12 protein-coding genes are annotated in these 15,970 nt (G+C 72.5%); 8 read left to right on the forward strand and 4 right to left on the reverse strand.

Annotated features, from left to right (window positions below; all coding sequences use genetic code 11):
* Positions 1 to 18: 18 nt before the first annotated feature.
* A complete protein-coding gene (locus AB0F81_RS32555) occupies positions 19 to 2,802 on the reverse strand; it encodes a molybdopterin cofactor-binding domain-containing protein (RefSeq protein WP_360203431.1) in 2,784 nt (927 codons plus the stop codon).
* Entirely contained in the window at positions 2,799 to 3,587 is a 789-nt protein-coding gene (locus AB0F81_RS32560; RefSeq protein WP_360203433.1) for an FAD binding domain-containing protein, read from the reverse strand. The genes AB0F81_RS32555 and AB0F81_RS32560 overlap by 4 nt, the downstream gene beginning before the upstream one ends.
* Before the next feature lie 195 nt (positions 3,588 to 3,782).
* On the opposite strand from AB0F81_RS32560, the gene AB0F81_RS32565 reads away from it, so the two are divergent.
* From AB0F81_RS32565 to cydC, 4 genes are read left to right on the forward strand one after another with little or no spacing between them, the layout of a single operon-like run.
* Positions 3,783 to 5,165 carry a cytochrome ubiquinol oxidase subunit I gene (locus AB0F81_RS32565; RefSeq protein ID WP_360203435.1) on the forward strand — a complete coding sequence of 461 codons (1,383 nt, stop codon included), beginning with the start codon at positions 3,783 to 3,785 and terminating at the stop codon, positions 5,163 to 5,165.
* Between the two features lie 8 nt (positions 5,166 to 5,173).
* Positions 5,174 to 6,148, forward strand: coding sequence for a cytochrome d ubiquinol oxidase subunit II (gene cydB / locus AB0F81_RS32570; RefSeq protein ID WP_360203437.1), 975 nt, complete (start codon positions 5,174 to 5,176; stop codon positions 6,146 to 6,148).
* Entirely contained in the window at positions 6,145 to 7,773 is a 1,629-nt protein-coding gene (gene cydD / locus AB0F81_RS32575; RefSeq protein ID WP_360203439.1) for a thiol reductant ABC exporter subunit CydD, read from the forward strand. Before cydB ends, cydD begins: the two co-directional genes overlap by 4 nt.
* Positions 7,770 to 9,425 carry a thiol reductant ABC exporter subunit CydC gene (gene cydC, locus AB0F81_RS32580; RefSeq protein WP_360203440.1) on the forward strand — a complete coding sequence of 552 codons (1,656 nt, stop codon included), beginning with the start codon at positions 7,770 to 7,772 and terminating at the stop codon, positions 9,423 to 9,425. Before cydD ends, cydC begins: the two co-directional genes overlap by 4 nt.
* A 610-nt stretch (positions 9,426 to 10,035) precedes the next feature.
* Here the strand turns inward: cydC and AB0F81_RS32585 are convergent.
* Positions 10,036 to 11,961: an ATP-binding protein gene (locus AB0F81_RS32585; RefSeq protein ID WP_360203441.1), complete on the reverse strand. Its 1,926-nt coding sequence runs from the start codon at positions 11,959 to 11,961 to the stop codon at positions 10,036 to 10,038.
* A 352-nt stretch (positions 11,962 to 12,313) separates the two neighbouring features.
* Between AB0F81_RS32585 and AB0F81_RS32590 the strand changes: the two genes are divergently transcribed.
* Positions 12,314 to 12,922, forward strand: a complete 609-nt coding sequence (locus tag AB0F81_RS32590) for a DUF6230 family protein (protein WP_360203442.1) — start codon at positions 12,314 to 12,316, stop codon at positions 12,920 to 12,922.
* A gap of 73 nt (positions 12,923 to 12,995) precedes the next feature.
* Positions 12,996 to 14,393, forward strand: a complete 1,398-nt coding sequence (locus AB0F81_RS32595; protein ID WP_360203444.1) for a DUF6114 domain-containing protein — start codon at positions 12,996 to 12,998, stop codon at positions 14,391 to 14,393.
* On the opposite strand, the gene AB0F81_RS32600 is transcribed toward AB0F81_RS32595, so the two are convergent.
* Positions 14,380 to 14,769: a DUF1992 domain-containing protein gene (locus tag AB0F81_RS32600; RefSeq protein WP_360203445.1), complete on the reverse strand. Its 390-nt coding sequence runs from the start codon at positions 14,767 to 14,769 to the stop codon at positions 14,380 to 14,382. The genes AB0F81_RS32595 and AB0F81_RS32600 overlap by 14 nt on opposite strands.
* A gap of 33 nt (positions 14,770 to 14,802) precedes the next feature.
* Between AB0F81_RS32600 and AB0F81_RS32605 the strand changes: the two genes are divergently transcribed.
* Positions 14,803 to 15,072: a DUF2277 domain-containing protein gene (locus AB0F81_RS32605; protein WP_360203450.1), complete on the forward strand. Its 270-nt coding sequence runs from the start codon at positions 14,803 to 14,805 to the stop codon at positions 15,070 to 15,072.
* A 54-nt stretch (positions 15,073 to 15,126) separates the two neighbouring features.
* A partial coding sequence (locus AB0F81_RS32610) for a serine/threonine-protein kinase (RefSeq protein ID WP_360203446.1) occupies positions 15,127 to 15,970 on the forward strand: 844 nt, incomplete at its 3' end.

Genomic DNA, 15,970 nt, shown 5'->3' on the forward strand with positions numbered 1-15,970 from the left:
TCGATTCGAGGCCGTCATTCACGCAGAAATGGCCTGCAGGGCCTGCCAGATGCGGTCGGCGGTGAAGGGCAGAACGGTCATGCGTACGCCGGTGGCGTCCCGGATCGCGTTGGCGAGGGCGGGGGCGACCGGGTTGAACGGGCTCTCGCTCATCGACTTGGCACCGAGCGGACCGATGGCGTCGGACGTGGCGGCGAGATGCACCTCGGTGTGCGGTACGTCGGCGAACGTCGGCAGATGGTACTGCCGGAAGCCGGTGGTGGTGATCTCACCGGTGGCGGCGATGTCGACGTGTTCGGCCAGCGTGGCGCCGAGCGCCTGGGCCACGCCGCCTTCGATCTGGCCGCGTAGTTGCAGCGGGTTCATCACGGTTCCGGCGTCGGCGCTGTGGACGCTGCGCAGGATGCGCAGTTCGCCGGTGTCCGGGTCGACGGCCACCCGGAACCACTGCGCGTTGAACGCCACCGAGCGCGGTGTTCCGTCGGAGTGGCCGTGCGCGGTGAGCGGAGTGGTGACGGCGGGACCGGCGGCCTCGATCCGGGCGCGCAAGGCCCGGGCGGCCCGGAGCACGGCCTGACCGGCGACCACGACCCCGGTCGAAGCGAACGCTCCGGTGTCGTGCCGGACCACGTCCGTGTCGGACTGCCGAATCACGATGCGGTCGGGGGTGGTGCCGAGTTCGTCGGCCGCGATCTGCGCGTGCACGGTGGTGCTGCCGTTGCCGAATTCGGCGGTTCCGACGGCCACCTCGTAGTAGCCGTCGGGCCGCAGCGTGACGGTGGCGTCGGCGAAATGGCCGCCGGGTGGGCCGGCGGCGATCATCGCGATGGCCATGCCGTCGCCGACGAGCCAGCCCGCCGGCGCCTCGCCGGCCGACGAGGGCGCGTCCGGGCGCCAGACCGAGGGCACCGCATCCCGCGGCACGGATGCATCCGATGGAGAACCCGAAGACCCGGCCGAAGGCGAGGCCGAAGGCGAGGCCGAAGGCGAGGCCGAAGGCACCGCTGACGGCGAGGCCGAAGACACGGCCGAAGGCACCACTGCCGGCGAGGCCGAAGACCCGGCCGAGGGCACGGCTGATGAGGCCGCCTCCCGCATGTGGGCCAGGCACTGGTCCAGCCCGTAACTCGCGATGCCCAGATCATCCGCATGGCTGCCCGGCGCCGTCAGATCCTCTCCCGGACGAACCACGTTCAACTCCCGGAACGTCACCGGATCCATCCCGATGCCCCGGGCCAGCTCATCCAGCACCGACTCGACCGCGAACGTCACCTGCCCCAGCCCGTACCCCCGGAACGCCCCCGCCGGCACCGTGTTCGTATAGACCGTCACCGCGTCCGTGCGCATGTTCGCGCACCGGTAGACCGCGAGCGACTCATGGCATCCGTGGTGCATCACCGACGGCCCATGATTGCCATACGCGCCGGTGTCGACCAGCACGTCGAGCTGCATCGCCGTCAACGTGCCGTCGCGGCGCGCCCCGGCTTTCAGGGTGATCACGAACGGATGCCGGGTCGTCGCGCCGAGGAACTGCTCGGCTCGGGTGAACTCCCAGCGCACCGGCCGGCCGGTGCGCAGCACGGCGAGCGCCACCAGGTCCTCGACCAGCATCTCCTGTTTGCCGCCGAAACCGCCGCCCACCCGGCCCGCGACGACGCGCACCCGGTCGGGCGGCAGGTCGTAGAGCCGGGCGACCGCCCGCCGGGTCAGGAACGGCGTCTGCGTGCTGGAGCGGATCACCAGCCGGCCGTCGTCGTCCAGCCAGCCGACCGCACCGTGCGTCTCCAGACTGGCATGCTGCACCCGCGCCGTCCGGAACGTCTCCTCGTGGACGACGTCCGCCTGCGCGAAGCCGGCCGCCACATCCCCCAGCGAGGCCCGCAGCTCGGCGACCACGTTCGAGGTCTTGCCGGGGTGCAGGACCGGAGCGCCGGCGGCCAGCGCCCGGGCCGGGTCGACCACGAACGGCAGGACCTCGTACTCGACGTGCAGCCGCCGGCAGCCCTCCTCCGCGGCCGCCTCGGAGGTGGCGACCACGGCCGCCACCCGCTGCCCCACGAACCGGACCACGTCGTCGAGGACCCGCGTGTCGTACGGATCCTCGGCCTCGCATTCGTGCTGGGCGGTGGAGAAGAGCCGGTCCGGCGCGTCCTTGTGGGTGAGCACCAGCTCGACACCCGGCACGGCGAGCGCGTCCGACGTGTCGATCGCGACGATCCGGGCGTGCGGGTGCGGCGAGCGCAGCACCTTCAGGTGCAGCACCCCGGGCACGTCCAGGTCGAAGGTGTACCGCGCGGCGCCGGTCACCACCTGCGGCCCGGCGGGCGCGCCGAGGTTCGACCCGACGGCCGCCCCGGGCGCCGGTGCGACGGCGGCGGGCGGGCGGCCCTCGACGGCGTCGGTGATGGCGCGGTAGCCCGTACACCGGCAGAGGTTTCCCTTGAGCGCGCGCGGCAGGTCCGCGCGCTGCTCCGCGCCGAGCGCGGCCGTCGTCATGATCATGCCGGCGGTGCAGAAGCCGCACTGGAAACCCTGCGCGTCGAGGAAGCACTGCTGCACCGGGTGCAGGCCGCCGGGCTCGGCCAGGCCTTCGATGGTGGTGACCCGGCGGCCCTGGGCGCGGAATGCCGGGTAGACGCAGGAGTGCACCGGTTTGCCGTCGACGTGCACGGTGCAGGCGCCGCAGTCGCCGCTGTCGCAGCCCTTCTTGACGCCGAAGCAGCCTTCCTCACGCAGGTAGGTGCGCAGGCACTGGCCGGGCCGCGGCGCCCGCTCGTGCGACGTTCCGTTGATCTCGATCATGAGAGCTCCGCGACGATCCGCGCCGCATAGTGACGGGTGAGGTGCTGCCGCCACACCGGACGGCCGTGGACGTCGTCCACGTACTCCGACGCGGGGATGGCGGCCAGGGCCCCCGCCAGCTCGTCGGCTCGCGGCGGCGAGGGAAAACGCAGGACGTGCGGCCGGCGGGTGGCCGCGGTCACGGTGAGCGTCAGGCCGCCGGCGGGCTCCGCCCGCCCGATCAGCAGCACGGCCGAGCGGCCATGCCGATGCAGAGAGCCACGACGGTACGCGGTACGCACGGTGAACGCGGCAGCGGGCAGGTGAAGGGACCTGAGCAGTTCCCCGTCGCGCAGCACGGTCGTGCCGTCGCCGGTCACGAAATCCGCGGCCGGGACCCGGCGCTGCGTGCCGTCCGGGCCGATCAGCAGCAGCGTCGCGTCCAGCGCCACGCTCAGCGAGATCATCGGGCCGGCCGGCAGCGCGGCGCAGAGGTTGCCGCCGACGGTCGCCACGTTCCAGATCTTGAACGAGGCGAGGAACGCGTGGCAGCACTGCCGGACGATGTCGTACCGGCCGAGGCCGTCGGCCAGCTCGGCGACGGTGCAGGTGGCCGCGATCTCCACACTGCCGTCGTCGTGGACCCGCAGCGGCGTCCAGCCGGCGGCGGTCAGGTCGAGCAGCCGGCTGATGTGCGGGCGGGGCTCGCCGAACAGGGCGGTGCCGCCGCCCAGCCAGGCGTCCCCCGGCCGCCACGAACCGGGCCGGGCGGGGCTGATCACTTCGGTAACCGTGTTCAGATCCACGTTCGTACGCTACGCGCCCCGTGTTTCCGATCTTGGTGTCTCGCGATCGGTCCTGTTACGTCTTCGTTCGAACTGAGCGCCGTCACGTCCGTTGGTGCGGGTCGGGACCTTCGGCCCGGGCCCGGGTCCCCTTCGCCCCTGATCAACAGGGGCCGCGCTGACGAGAGTCGGGGTGACCTCGCGGAAAGGACGGCAGTGGACGCGCTCGATCTGTCACGGTGGCAATTCGGTATCACCACCGTCTACCACTTCATCTTCGTACCGATCACGATCGGGCTCTCGTTCCTGGTGGCCGGCCTGCAGACCGCCTGGGTCCGCACCGGCAAGGAGCACTACCTGCGGGCCACCAAGTTCTGGGGCAAGCTGTTCCTGATCAACTTCGCGATCGGGGTGGTCACCGGCATCGTGCAGGAGTTCCAGTTCGGGATGAACTGGTCGGCGTACTCGCGGTTCGTCGGGGACATCTTCGGTGCGCCGCTGGCGATCGAGGGCCTGCTCGCCTTCTTCCTGGAGTCCACCTTCCTCGGCCTGTGGATCTTCGGCTGGGACCGGCTCCCGAAGAAGGTGCACCTTGCCACCATCTGGACCGCGGCGATCGGGACCGTGCTGTCGGCCTACTTCATCCTGGCCGCGAACTCGTGGATGCAGCATCCGGTCGGTTTCCGGATGGGCGCGGACCGGGCCGAGCTCACCAGCATCGGGGCGGTGCTCACCAACTCGACGACGCTGGTGACCTTCCCGCACACGGTGACCGCCTGCTTCCTGACCGCGGGCGCGCTGATGCTCGCGGTCAGCGCCTGGCACCTGCGCAAGGACAACCAGAGCGAGGTGTTCCGGCCGTCGCTGCGGCTCGGCGCCTGGGTGGCGATCGTCGCCGGATTCGGCCTGCTGATCACCGGTGACCTGCAGGCCCGGGTGATGACCGAGCAGCAGCCGATGAAGATGGCCGCGGCCGAGGCCCTCTACGACACCACCGAGCCGGCCTCGTTCTCGATCTTCACGATCGGCTCGCTGGACGGGTCCGAGGAGCTGTACAGCGTGCGGATCCCGCACGTGCTGTCGTTGCTCGCCACCGGCGACCTCAACGGCGAGGTCGAGGGGATCAACGACCTGCAGGAGGTCTACCAGCAGAGGTACGGCGAGGGCGACTACGTGCCGAACGTGCCGGTCACCTACTGGTCGTTCCGGCTGATGATGGGCTTCGGCGGGCTCGCGGTGCTGATCGCCGCCGCCGCGCTCTGGTTCACCCGCGGCGGGCGGCGCCCGCGCGGCCGCTGGCTCTGGATCGCGGCGGTGAGCACGGCCGTGATGCCGCTGCTCGGCAACTCGTTCGGCTGGATCTTCACCGAGATGGGCCGGCAGCCGTGGACCGTGTTCGGGCTGTTCACGACCGAGGACTCGGTCTCCCCCTCGGTCTCCACGGGTGAGGCGGCGACCGGGCTGATCGTGCTGACCGTGCTCTACGGCGTCCTCGCGATCATCGAGTTCGGCCTGTTCATCAAGTACGCCAAGGCCGGCGCCCCCGCGCTGCCGCCGGACTCCGAAGACGCCGACAAACCGCTCGCCTTCGCCTACTGAGGACGGAAATGGAACTCACCACCTTCTGGTTTCTCCTGATCGGCGTCCTCTGGGCCGGGTACTTCCTGCTGGAGGGCTTCGACTTCGGCGTCGGCATCCTGCTGCCGGTGGTCGGCCGCGACGACCGCTCCCGCCGCCTCGCGATCAACACCATCGGCCCGGTCTGGGACGGCAACGAGGTCTGGTTCATCGTGGCCGGCGGCGCCACCTTCGCCGCGTTCCCGGAGTGGTACGCCACCCTCTTCTCCGGCTTCTTCCTGCCGCTGCTGATCATCCTGGTCGCGCTGATCGTGCGCGGGCTCGCCTTCGAATATCGGGGCAAGCGTCCCGGCGTGGCCTGGAGACGCGGCTGGGACCGGTGCATCTTCTGGGGTAGCCTGATCCCGGCGATCCTGTGGGGTGTCGCCTTCGGCAACATCCTGCGCGGGGTGCCGATCGACGCGAACCACGAGTACGTGGGCGGCTTCTTCAACCTGCTCAACCCGTACGCGCTGCTCGGCGGCCTGACCACGCTGACCCTGTTCACCCTGCACGGCGCGGTGTTCCTGGCGCTCAAGACGGACGGGCCGATGCGGGCGCAGTCCGGCCGGATCGCCGCCCGGATGGCGCTGGTGGCGGTGCCGGTGGCGGCGGCGTTCCTGCTGTGGACCGGGCTCAACGTGTTCTCCGCGGCGGCGGCGGTCGCGCTGGTGGGGGCGGTGCTGTTCACCCGGGCCCGGCGGGAGGGGTGGGCGTTCGCGGCGACCGGCACGACGATCGTGCTGGCCGTGGCGGGGCTGTTCCTGTCGCTGTTCCCGGACGTCATGCCGTCGACCCTCGACCCGGCGTACAGCCTGACCGTGGAGAACGCGGCGTCCACGCCGTACACGCTGAAGGTGATGACCTGGGTGGCGGTCGCGTTCACCCCGATCGTGCTGATCTACCAGGGGTGGACCTACTGGGTGTTCCGCAAGCGCCTCCGGCTCAGCGACATCCCGGCATGAGACCCCTCGACCCCCGCCTGCTCAGGTACGCCCGGACCACCCGGGCGTACCTGGCGGCGACCGTCGCGCTCGGCGCGGTCCACGCCGCGCTGCTGATCGCCCAGGCCGTGCTGCTGGCCGACGCGATCGCAGCAGCGTTCTTGAACGGTGCCGGAGTGCCGCCGCTCGCGCCGCTGATCGCGGTGATCGCCGGCCGGGCGGCGGTGGCCTGGCTGCAGGAGGTGGCGGCGGCCCGGTCCGCCGCCGCGGTCAAGAGCGAACTGCGCCGCCGGCTGCTCGCCCACGTCGCCGCGCCGGGCCGGTCCACCCGGCCGGCCGGGGAGGTCGCGGCCCTGGCCGGGCACGGGCTGGACGCGCTGGACGCGTACTTCGCCCGCTACCTGCCGCAGCTGGTGCTGGCCGGGCTGGTCCCGGCGATCCTGCTGGCCCGGCTGCTGCCCGCCGACCTGATCGCCACCGTGACCATCGCGGTGACCCTGCCGCTGATCCCGCTGTTCATGGCGCTGGTCGGGCTGCACACCGAGGCGCAGAACCGGCGCCAGTTCCGGCTGCTGGCCCGGCTCTCCCACCACTTCCTCGACGTGGTGGCCGGGCTGCCCACGCTCAAACTCTTCGGCCGGGCCCGGGCGCAGGCCGGCATCATCCGCCGGATCAGCGCCGAACAGCGGCGGCACACCATGCGCACGCTGCGCACCGCGTTCCTGTCCTCGCTGGTCCTGGAGCTGCTCGCCACCCTGTCGGTGGCGCTGGTCGCGGTCGGCATCGGGCTGCGCCTGGTGCACGGCGACCTCGACCTGGCGACCGCGCTGCTGGTGCTGATCCTGGCGCCGGAGGCGTACCGGCCGCTGCGCGAGATGGGCGCCAACTACCACGCCAGCGCGGAAGGCCTGGCCGCGGCCGAGGAGGTCTTCGCGATCCTGGAGACGCCGGCGCCGCCCGCCGGGACGCTCGCGCCGCCGGACGGCGCGATCGTCTTCGACGGCGTACAGGTCCGCTACCCGGGCCGCGACGGTGTCGCGCTACGGCTCTCGGCAACGATCGAACCCGGCGAGGTGGTGGCGCTGACCGGGCCGTCCGGATGCGGCAAGTCCACCGCGCTCGCCGTGCTGCTCGGCTTCGTCACCCCGGCCGCCGGGCGGGTCACCGTCGGCGGCGTCCCGCTGCCGGACCTGGATCCGGCGGCCTGGCGCCGCCGGATCGCCTGGGTCCCGCAGCGCCCGCACCTTTTCGCCACCTCGGTGTACGAGAACATCACGCTCACCGCCCCGGCCGGCAGTGATCCCGCGGTACTGGCCGCGGCGGAGGCGGCCGGGGTCGGCGCGTTCGCCCGCGACCTGCCGGACGGATACCGGACCGTGCTCGGCGACAACGGCACCGGGCTCTCCGCCGGGCAACGGCAGCGGGTCGCGCTGGCCCGGGCCTTCCTGCGGGACGCGCCGATCGTGCTGCTCGACGAACCGACCGCCAACCTCGACGCGGACACCGCCGCCGGGGTGATGGCCACGATACGCCGCCTCGCCGCCGGACGGACCGTGCTGATCGCCGCCCACCGGCCGGAGCTGATCGCGCTCGCCGACCGCGTGGTCGACCTCTCCGGCGCCCGCACACCGGCAGGAGTCACGTGAACCGGACGCTCACCCCGTACACCCTGGTGAAGCCGGCGGCAGGCCGCCTGGGTCTCGCCGTGCTGGCCGGGGCCGGCGCCGCCGGCGCCGCGATCACGCTGACCGCCGTGTCGGCCTGGCTGATCTCGCGGGCCGCGCTGCATCCGCCGGTGCTGCACCTGATGGTCGCGATCGTCGCGGTCCGGGCATGCGGGCTGGGGCGCGGGGTGCTGCGCTACCTGGAGCGGCTGCTCGGGCACGACGCGGCGTTCCGGATCCTGGGTGACCTGCGGGTCCGGGTCTACACGCGGCTGGAGCGGCTGGCGCCGGCCGGGCTCGCCGGATACCGCGGCGCCGACCTCGCGCAGCGGCTCGCCGCCGATGTGGACGCGGTCGTCGACCTGATCACCCGGGTGGTGCTGCCCTACACGGTCGCCGCGATCGTCGGCCTCGCCTCGGTGCTGGTGGTCGGCGCGCTGGTGCCGGCGGCCGGGCTGACACTCGCGGTGGCCCTGCTGGTCGTCGCCGTGGGTGTGCCGGTGCTGCAGCAGGCAGCGGCGCGGCGCGCCGACGGGCGGCTCGCGCCGCTGCGCGGCGAGCTCACCACCGGCGTCGTCGATCTGCTGCACGGCCTTCAGGACCTTTCGGCGTACGGGCGGACGGGCGCCCACCTGGCCGGGCTGGAGGCGGTGGACGCCCGCCTCACCGCGGCGCAACGCCGGTCGGCCGCGGCCGGCGGGCTGTCGGCGGCGGTGACCGTGCTGAGCACCGGCGCGTGCGTGCTGGCCGGGCTGGTGGCCGGAACGCTGGCGGTCCGCGCCGGAGACCTGAGCGGGGAGTTGCTGGCGCTGGTCGTGCTGACCCCGATGGCGGTCTTCGAGATCGCCGGGCCGCTGCCTGTCGCGGCCCAGCATTACGCTGCGGCCCGGGCCTCCCTACGCCGTCTGTCCGACCTTCCCACACCGCCACGGCCACGCACGGTTGCGGGTGAACTCGCGTGGGAACGTCCCCGGATCAACACGCGGGGGTGGGACCGGGCGGTGCCCGAGGTGCGGGTCATGGGGGCTAGCGCGGAGTGGGTGCCGGGGTGGACCGCGGTGCGTGACGTCGACCTGGTGTTGCGGCCGGGTGCCCGGGTGGCGCTGACCGGGCCGAGCGGGTCCGGGAAGAGCACGGTGGCGGCGCTGCTGGTTCGGTTCCTCGAGCCGCGCGCGGGGCGGATCACGCTGGACGGGACCGAGCTGCGGGAGATCGCGCCGGAGCGGGTTCGGGAGGTCGTCGGGTACCTGCCGGAGGACGCCTATCTGTTCGACACGACCATCGGCGCGAACCTGCGGATCGGGCGGCCGGAAGCCACGGATGGGGAGCTTTGGGCGGCTCTCAAGTCGGCCTGCCTGGACGAGTTCGTGGCGGGGCTGCCGGACGGGCTGGAGACGCTGGTCGGCGAGCACGGGATGGCACTCTCCGGAGGGCAGCGGCGGCGGCTCGGGCTGGCCCGGTTGTTGCTCACCGACGTCCGGGTGCTGATCCTCGACGAGCCGACCGAGCACCTCGACGAGGCGACGGCGGATGCGCTCACGCGCGATCTGCTCGCCGCGGCCGGGGAGCGGACGGTCCTGCTGATCACGCACCGCACGGCCGGCCTGGAGGACTTCGAGCTGGTCCGCATGTGACCGCTCGCGGCTGACCTCGCCGGGCAGCACTGCCCGTCAGCCGCGATCACCGGCTGCCCGGCAGAGCGGGCCGGCGCGCGACAACAGCGCCGGGCGCCAGCCGGTAACGGCGGCTGACGCCCAGTGTCGCCAGGCCGGCGTCGTGACAGCACCAGGCGACAGCCGAGCACACCAGCTGCCGGCCAGGGCCGGCCCGGCGGCGAAGCGACAGCACTGGGCGACAGCCGAGCACACCAACTGACCACCCGAGCCGGCCCACAGGCCATGCGACAGCACTGGGCGACAGCCGAGCACACCAGCTGACCACCCGAGCCGGCCCACAGGCCGAGCGACAGCACTGGACGACAGCCGCGCACACCAGCTGACCACCCGAGCCGGCCCGCAGGCCGAGCGACAGCACTGGGTGACAGCCGGGGGCGTGAGCTGACGGGTGGCGCGGAGTTAGGGGTGGGACTGGAGGGCGGTGGTGGGACGGGCGAGTGGCGGGGGGATGGATGGTGGGTGGGGTGAGGGTGAGGGTGAGGATGAGGGTGAGCCCGGCGGGCGCGGTGGGGCCGGGAGGGGGCTGGTGATCGCGGGGGTGGCACGGGGGTGTGGAGAACGCGTACGGCTAAGGGGTTGAAGCGAAGACCGGCGCGGGCGCGGTGGGCAGGGTGATGGTGAAGGTGCTGCCGCGCCCCACTACCGACTGGACGGCGATGCTGCCGCCGTGATCGCGGACGATGTCGCGGACGATGGCCAGGCCCAGGCCGGGGCCCTGGACCGCCTGGTCCATCGCGTTGCCGGCGCGGTGGAAGGGGGTGAACAGGCCGGGCACGTCCTCGGCGGGGATGCCGATGCCGGTGTCGGTGACCGAGAGGGCGACCATCTGCTCGTCGGCGCTGAGGTGCCAGGAGACCCGGCCGCCGGGCGGGGTGAACTTGATGGCGTTCTCCATCAGCTTGCGCAGGGCCCGCTGCAGCTGGGTGCGGTCGCCGCGCACCCAGGCCTCGCCGACCTCGACGTCGACGTCCAGGTCCTTCGCGCGGGCGGCGTTGGTCAGCTCGGCGTGCACGCCGGAGGCGAGATCGGCCAGATCCAGCACGTCGGACATGGCCGCATTGCCGCTGTCCGGCCGGTCGAGCAGGATCAGGTCGCCGATCGTGTCGTGCAGGCGGTGGGCGTTGCGCAGGATCGCGGTGAGGGCGCGCTGCTGCATGGGGCCGAGGTCGCCGCCGTCGTCGACGATCATCTCGGTGTAGCCGAGGATGCTGGTCAGCGGGGTGCGCAGCTCGTGGGTGACGGTCTGGATGAAGACGTCCTTGCGCTGGTCCAGCTGGCGCAGCTCGCTGATCAGGCGGTCCTGGTGGCGCTGGAGGCCGAGCTGGTGCAGGGCCCGTTCGATCTCCCGGACCGCGCCGGCCAGCAGGCGGCGCTCGGCTTCCGACCAGGGCGCGCCGGAGCGGGTGAGCAGCAGGTAGCCGGCGTCGTCGGCGAGGGTGACGGCGAACCCGCCGTCCGGGCGGAGCACCGGCTCTCCCGGCGTGCCGGCCAGCACCTCGGAGACGACGCGGGCGGGCAGTTCGGCGGTGCTGCCGGGCCAGCACGCCCGGATCGGGCCGGTGCCGGGAACGGTCAGCTCGGCGTGCGCGGTGCCGGCGCCGACGGCGGCGCCGATCAGGCCGGCGATGCGGCGTACGGAGGCCGCCGGGTCCCGCATGTCCTGCAGTTCCGCGGCCACGGCCTGGCGCAGCCCGGCACGGGCGGCCCGGGCGTGTTCGGCGGCGAGCAGCGACTCGGTCTGCGCCGCCAGGTCGTTGAAGGCCTCGATCACGGTACGCAGCTCGGGCGCCCCGGACGGTTCGGCCCGCGCCGAGCGGTCGCCGGCGGTGAGGCGGCGGATCGTGTCGCCCAGCTGGGCCAGCGGCGCGAGCAGCTGGCGCCGGCCGGTGCGGGCCACCAGGTAGCCGACCAGCAGGATCGCCGTCACCAGCGCGATGGCGATGCCGTCGAGCAGCCGGGTCGCCGAGGTGGCGGCCCGGTCGGCGGTGCGGCGTTCGGCGGTGAGCGCGTCGGCCACGGCGTCGTTGACCCGCCGCAGCTCGTCGAAGAGCTGCTTGCCGCGGGCCGCGCCGGCGTCGTCCGTGCCCGGCGCGACGGGCGCGACGGGCGCGCCGGGCGCCAGGATCGGGGCCGCGTGCTCGTCGAGCCAGGTCCGCACCGCGGCACGCTGACGGTCCAGCAGCCGCCGGACGGCCTCGTCGCGGGTGCTCTCGGCGACCCGGTCCAGGGCGGCCCCGGCGGCGCCGGCGCCGCTACGGTACGGCTCCAGGAAGAGCTGCTCGCCGGTGAGCTGGAAACCGCGCAGCCCGGTCTCGGCGTCGGTCATGAGCTGCAGGACGTCGTCGTTCGCCGCCTGGGCGCGGGTGATCCGGGCGAGTTCCCGCTCGTGCCGGGCGCGCTGCCGTTCGCCGAGGCCGGCCTGCACCACCACAACCGTCACGAAGAGCAGGAACAGGGCGGCGATGCCCACGTTGAGCCGTCGCTGCACGCTCATCGGCGGCTGTCCTGGCCAGCGGTCATGCCCTTCCGATCGGCAGCGGACAGTCACCACCTAAGTAACGAAAGGTAATCGATGGACTTCGTTATTCAGTTGTGACGATGTGGACCTTGCGTACCCGCGGTAACGGGTAACTGGCCGACCTGCCGAGCCTATGCCCGAAATGTCCGGCCAACCCGTGGCGGGCCTCACCCAGAGTCACGTTGATCTAGTGATCTGAGTTACTGACTGGTAGCCACGGGTCTTGTAGTCGCCGACCTCGCGGGGCAACATTTCCGGCACATTACGGCCGCGACATCGACGGGCCTCGCTGTCAGCTCGCCGGCCGCAGCCCTCACAAGGAGGTTCCGTGGAGGATGCGCAAAGCGCTCCGGCGTCCGGGCGCACCAACTGGCGCCGGTTCGCCGTGGCGGTGGGCGTGCCGACGGTCGTCGCCGGAGGCCTGGTCGTGGCGCTCGCCGAGGGTGCCCTGGCCGCCAATTTCACTATTTCCGGCAAGCAGTTCAAGCTGTCCGCCGCGAAGCTGGTCGGTGACGGCTTCACCCAGTACAACGGCGAGCTGGAGACCAAGGACGGAACGGTCCAGGCCGCGATGTCCGGCATCGAGAGCGCCACGCTCAACGATCTCTGCCAGTCCGTGGCGGTCGGCCCGGTCACCCTCCGGATCGAGGCCGGCGACGACCCGGAGAACCCGGTGCGGGCGACCAACCTGCTGATCGGCATGTCCGAGCTGGGCGGCGACGCCACGTTCGAGAACATCCAGATCGGCCTGGACGCGGCCACCCTGGACGCCGCCCAGGACGAGGCGCACGGCGCGCCGGGCGGTTTCGGCCAGCAGGCCACCAAGGTCACCATCGTCAACCTGCGCCAGCAGGCGTACTACACCTCGGCCTCGACCTTCACGCTGAACGGCATGAGCCTCAAGCTCCACGTCGGCGGCAAGCACGAGTGCTACTGAACGGAAGCTTCTCCGGGCTCGCGGAGCACGACTCCGCGAGCCCTCCCCTTTGTCAGAGTCAACGGAGGAACGCGTGGCGACGGAGAGCTTCTGGGTCAGGTTCGGCCGGTGGCGGCGTGGCCGGCCGTTCTGGGGCGGCCTGCTGCTGGTGCTGTCGGGGCTGGAGATGTTCCTCAGCGCCAACATGCAGCTCGACAACATCGAGATCCACATCGGGCCACAGGGCTTCCTGTCCTACCTGCTGCCCACGATCATGCTGGTCTGCGGGGTGCTGGCGTGGGTCAGCCCGGCGCAGCGGCTGTTCTACGGGATCGTCGGCACGCTCACCGCGCTCTACTCGTTCGTCGGCCTGAACCTCGGCGGCTGGTTCGCCGGCATGATCCTCGGCATCGTCGGCGGGGCGCTCGCGATCGCCTGGGGCCCGGCAGCGGCACCGCCGATCGACGACGCCGGGCCGCCGGCCGGGGAATCCGGACCGGACCGGGTGGACGAGCCGACCGCCGAGATCCGCCCGGCGGTGAGCGACTCGACCATCGTTCCGGGCCTCGATCCCGACCCGAAGCGCCCGCTGCACCGCAAGGCCTTCATGCTGATCCTTCCGCTTGCCGTGGCCGGCGGGGTCGCGGTCGCGAACGTCCCGGCGGCCGACGCCGCGGAATGCCCGGAAGGGCTGCCGTCGCGGACCGTGAGCGCCACCCCGGCCACCAGCAAGGCCAAGCCGAAGCCCCGCAGGAGCAGCGCGACACCGAGCGCCCCGGTCTCGGCCACCCCCGCCCCATCGACCTCTCCCAGTGCGCAGAGCGGCACCGGCAACCCGATCCTGGACGGCATCGGGGAGGGCATCGGCGACGTCGTCGAAGGCATCGGGGACCTGCTCGGCATCGGCGGCGACAACAACGCGACACCCACGCCGTCGCCCACCAGCGCGGCTCCTGCGGCGCCTTCGGTGCAGCCGCCTTCGGTGCGGCCTTCCTCAGTGCGGCCTTCCTCGGCGCGGCCCGCCAAGCCCAGCAGGTCCGCCGAGGAGATCCCGTGCCTCGGCGCCCGGCAGGAGGGCCTGGTCGCCGAGGCCGACGGCCTGCCGCGGGTCGGGCTCAAACCGGGCCTGATGAAGGTCGGCTCGCTGACCATGTACAACTCGACGTACGAGGGGGTGACCGAGCTGCCGACCCGCCAGGGCAGCATCCGGGCCCTGCGCTTCGTCATGGACAAGGCCGTCAACAAGCCGTTCAGCCTGCAGATCGGCACCACGCTGATCAAGAGCAACGAGCTGATCACCGACGGGAACGTCGAGTTCTACTCCCCCCGGTTCACCGGCAAGCTCTTCGGGCTGATCCCGGTCACCTTCACCCCCGAGCAGCCGCCGCCGCTGACCCTGCCGGTGCTGTGGTTCACCGACGTCACGATCGACCTGGCTTACGTCCAGTGCGACGTGCTGACCGCCGACCCGATCGACATCACCGCGTCCTAGTCTCCCGCCACCGCGCGACCACCTCGTCGGCGTCGAAGGCCGGCAGCACCACCGGCGGGCCGTCGATCAGGCCACGCCGGGCCTTCTCGATCCGCTCGTTCAGCTCGGCGACGTGGTCCCGGACCGCCTGCTCGGTGCGCAGCCCGGCAACGGTGTGCGGCAGGTCCTCCGCGGCCCGGCGCACGGCCAGGCTCGCCGGGATCACCGCGGCGCCACCGCCCTCGCGGCGCAGCCAGTCCTTGACCCACCAGTCCTCGTCGTACTCCTCGCCGTAGCCGGCCAGGGGTTTTCCGGCGCCGGACAGGTTCTCGAAGTCGCCCCGCTCGCGTGCCTCGCGCAACTGCCGGTCGATCGACGACTCGTACCAGTGCACCATAGGAGCGAGATTACTTCGGTGAAGGAGACCGCCGTGTGCCGCAACATCCACCAGCTGCACAACTTCGAACCGCCGGCCACCCCGGACGAGATCCACGCCGCGGCGTTGCAGTACGTCCGGAAGATCGCCGGATCCACCCGGCCGTCGCAGGCCAACCAGGCCGCGTTCGACCAGGCCGTGGCGGCGGTCGCGGCGGCCACCGCCGAGCTGTTGGACAACCTGGTCACCACCGCGCCGCCGAAGGACCGCGAGATCGAGGCGGCGAAGGCACGTGCCCGCGCCGAGAAGCGTTACGCCTCCTGACCTAGAATCCCGGGTCGCAGCGCCGGGACGGCGGGCAGAGGGGGACAACAGGACATGAGCATGCCGCTACGGCCGGGTGACCGGACCAGCGTCGGCCGGTACGAGCTGGTCGGCCGGCTCGGTGAGGGCGGCATGGGCACCGTCTACCTCGGACGTGACCCGGAGGGCCGCCAGGTCGCGATCAAGATGGTCCGGCCGGAATTCGCGCACGAGGCCGAGTTCCGCGGCCGCTTCCGCAGCGAGGTCAACCGGGCCCAGCAGGTGCCCCCGTTCTCCACCGCCGAGGTGCTCGACGCCGACCCGGACCACGACCCACCGTACCTGGTGGTGGAGTACGTCGACGGGCCCAGCCTGGCCGCCGAGGTACGGGAGAAGTGCCCGCTGTCCGGGGCCGCCCTGCACCAGGTGGCGGTCGGCATCGCCACGGCGCTGACCGCGATCCACGGCGCCGGGGTGATCCACCGGGACCTCAAGCCGGGCAACGTGCTGTTCGCCCGCGGCGGCATCAAGGTCATCGACTTCGGGATCGCCCGGGCGTTCGAGGCGACCAGCATGCACACCCGGACCGATCAGATGGTCGGCACGGTGGCGTACATGGCGCCGGAACGCTTCGACCCGGCGGGCGGGCGGCCGGTCACCGCCGCCGCGGACATCTTCGCCTGGGGCGCCGTGGTGGCGTACGCGGCGACCGGGCGGACGCCGTTCGCCGCCGACTCGGCCGCCGCCACCGCGATGCGGATCCTCACTCAGCCGCCGGATCTGTCCGGCCTGCCCGCGTCGCTGGCCGGGCCGGTCGAGCGGGCGCTGGCCAAGGACCCGGCGGACCGGCCGACGGCTCGGGAGCTGCTCGACATCCTGCTCGCCGGCGCGCCCGCCACCGCCGCGACCGTGCCCGCCG

Source organism: Actinoplanes sp. NPDC024001 (genome assembly GCF_040638955.1).
In the GTDB taxonomy this organism is placed as follows: Bacteria; Actinomycetota; Actinomycetes; order Mycobacteriales; family Micromonosporaceae; genus Actinoplanes.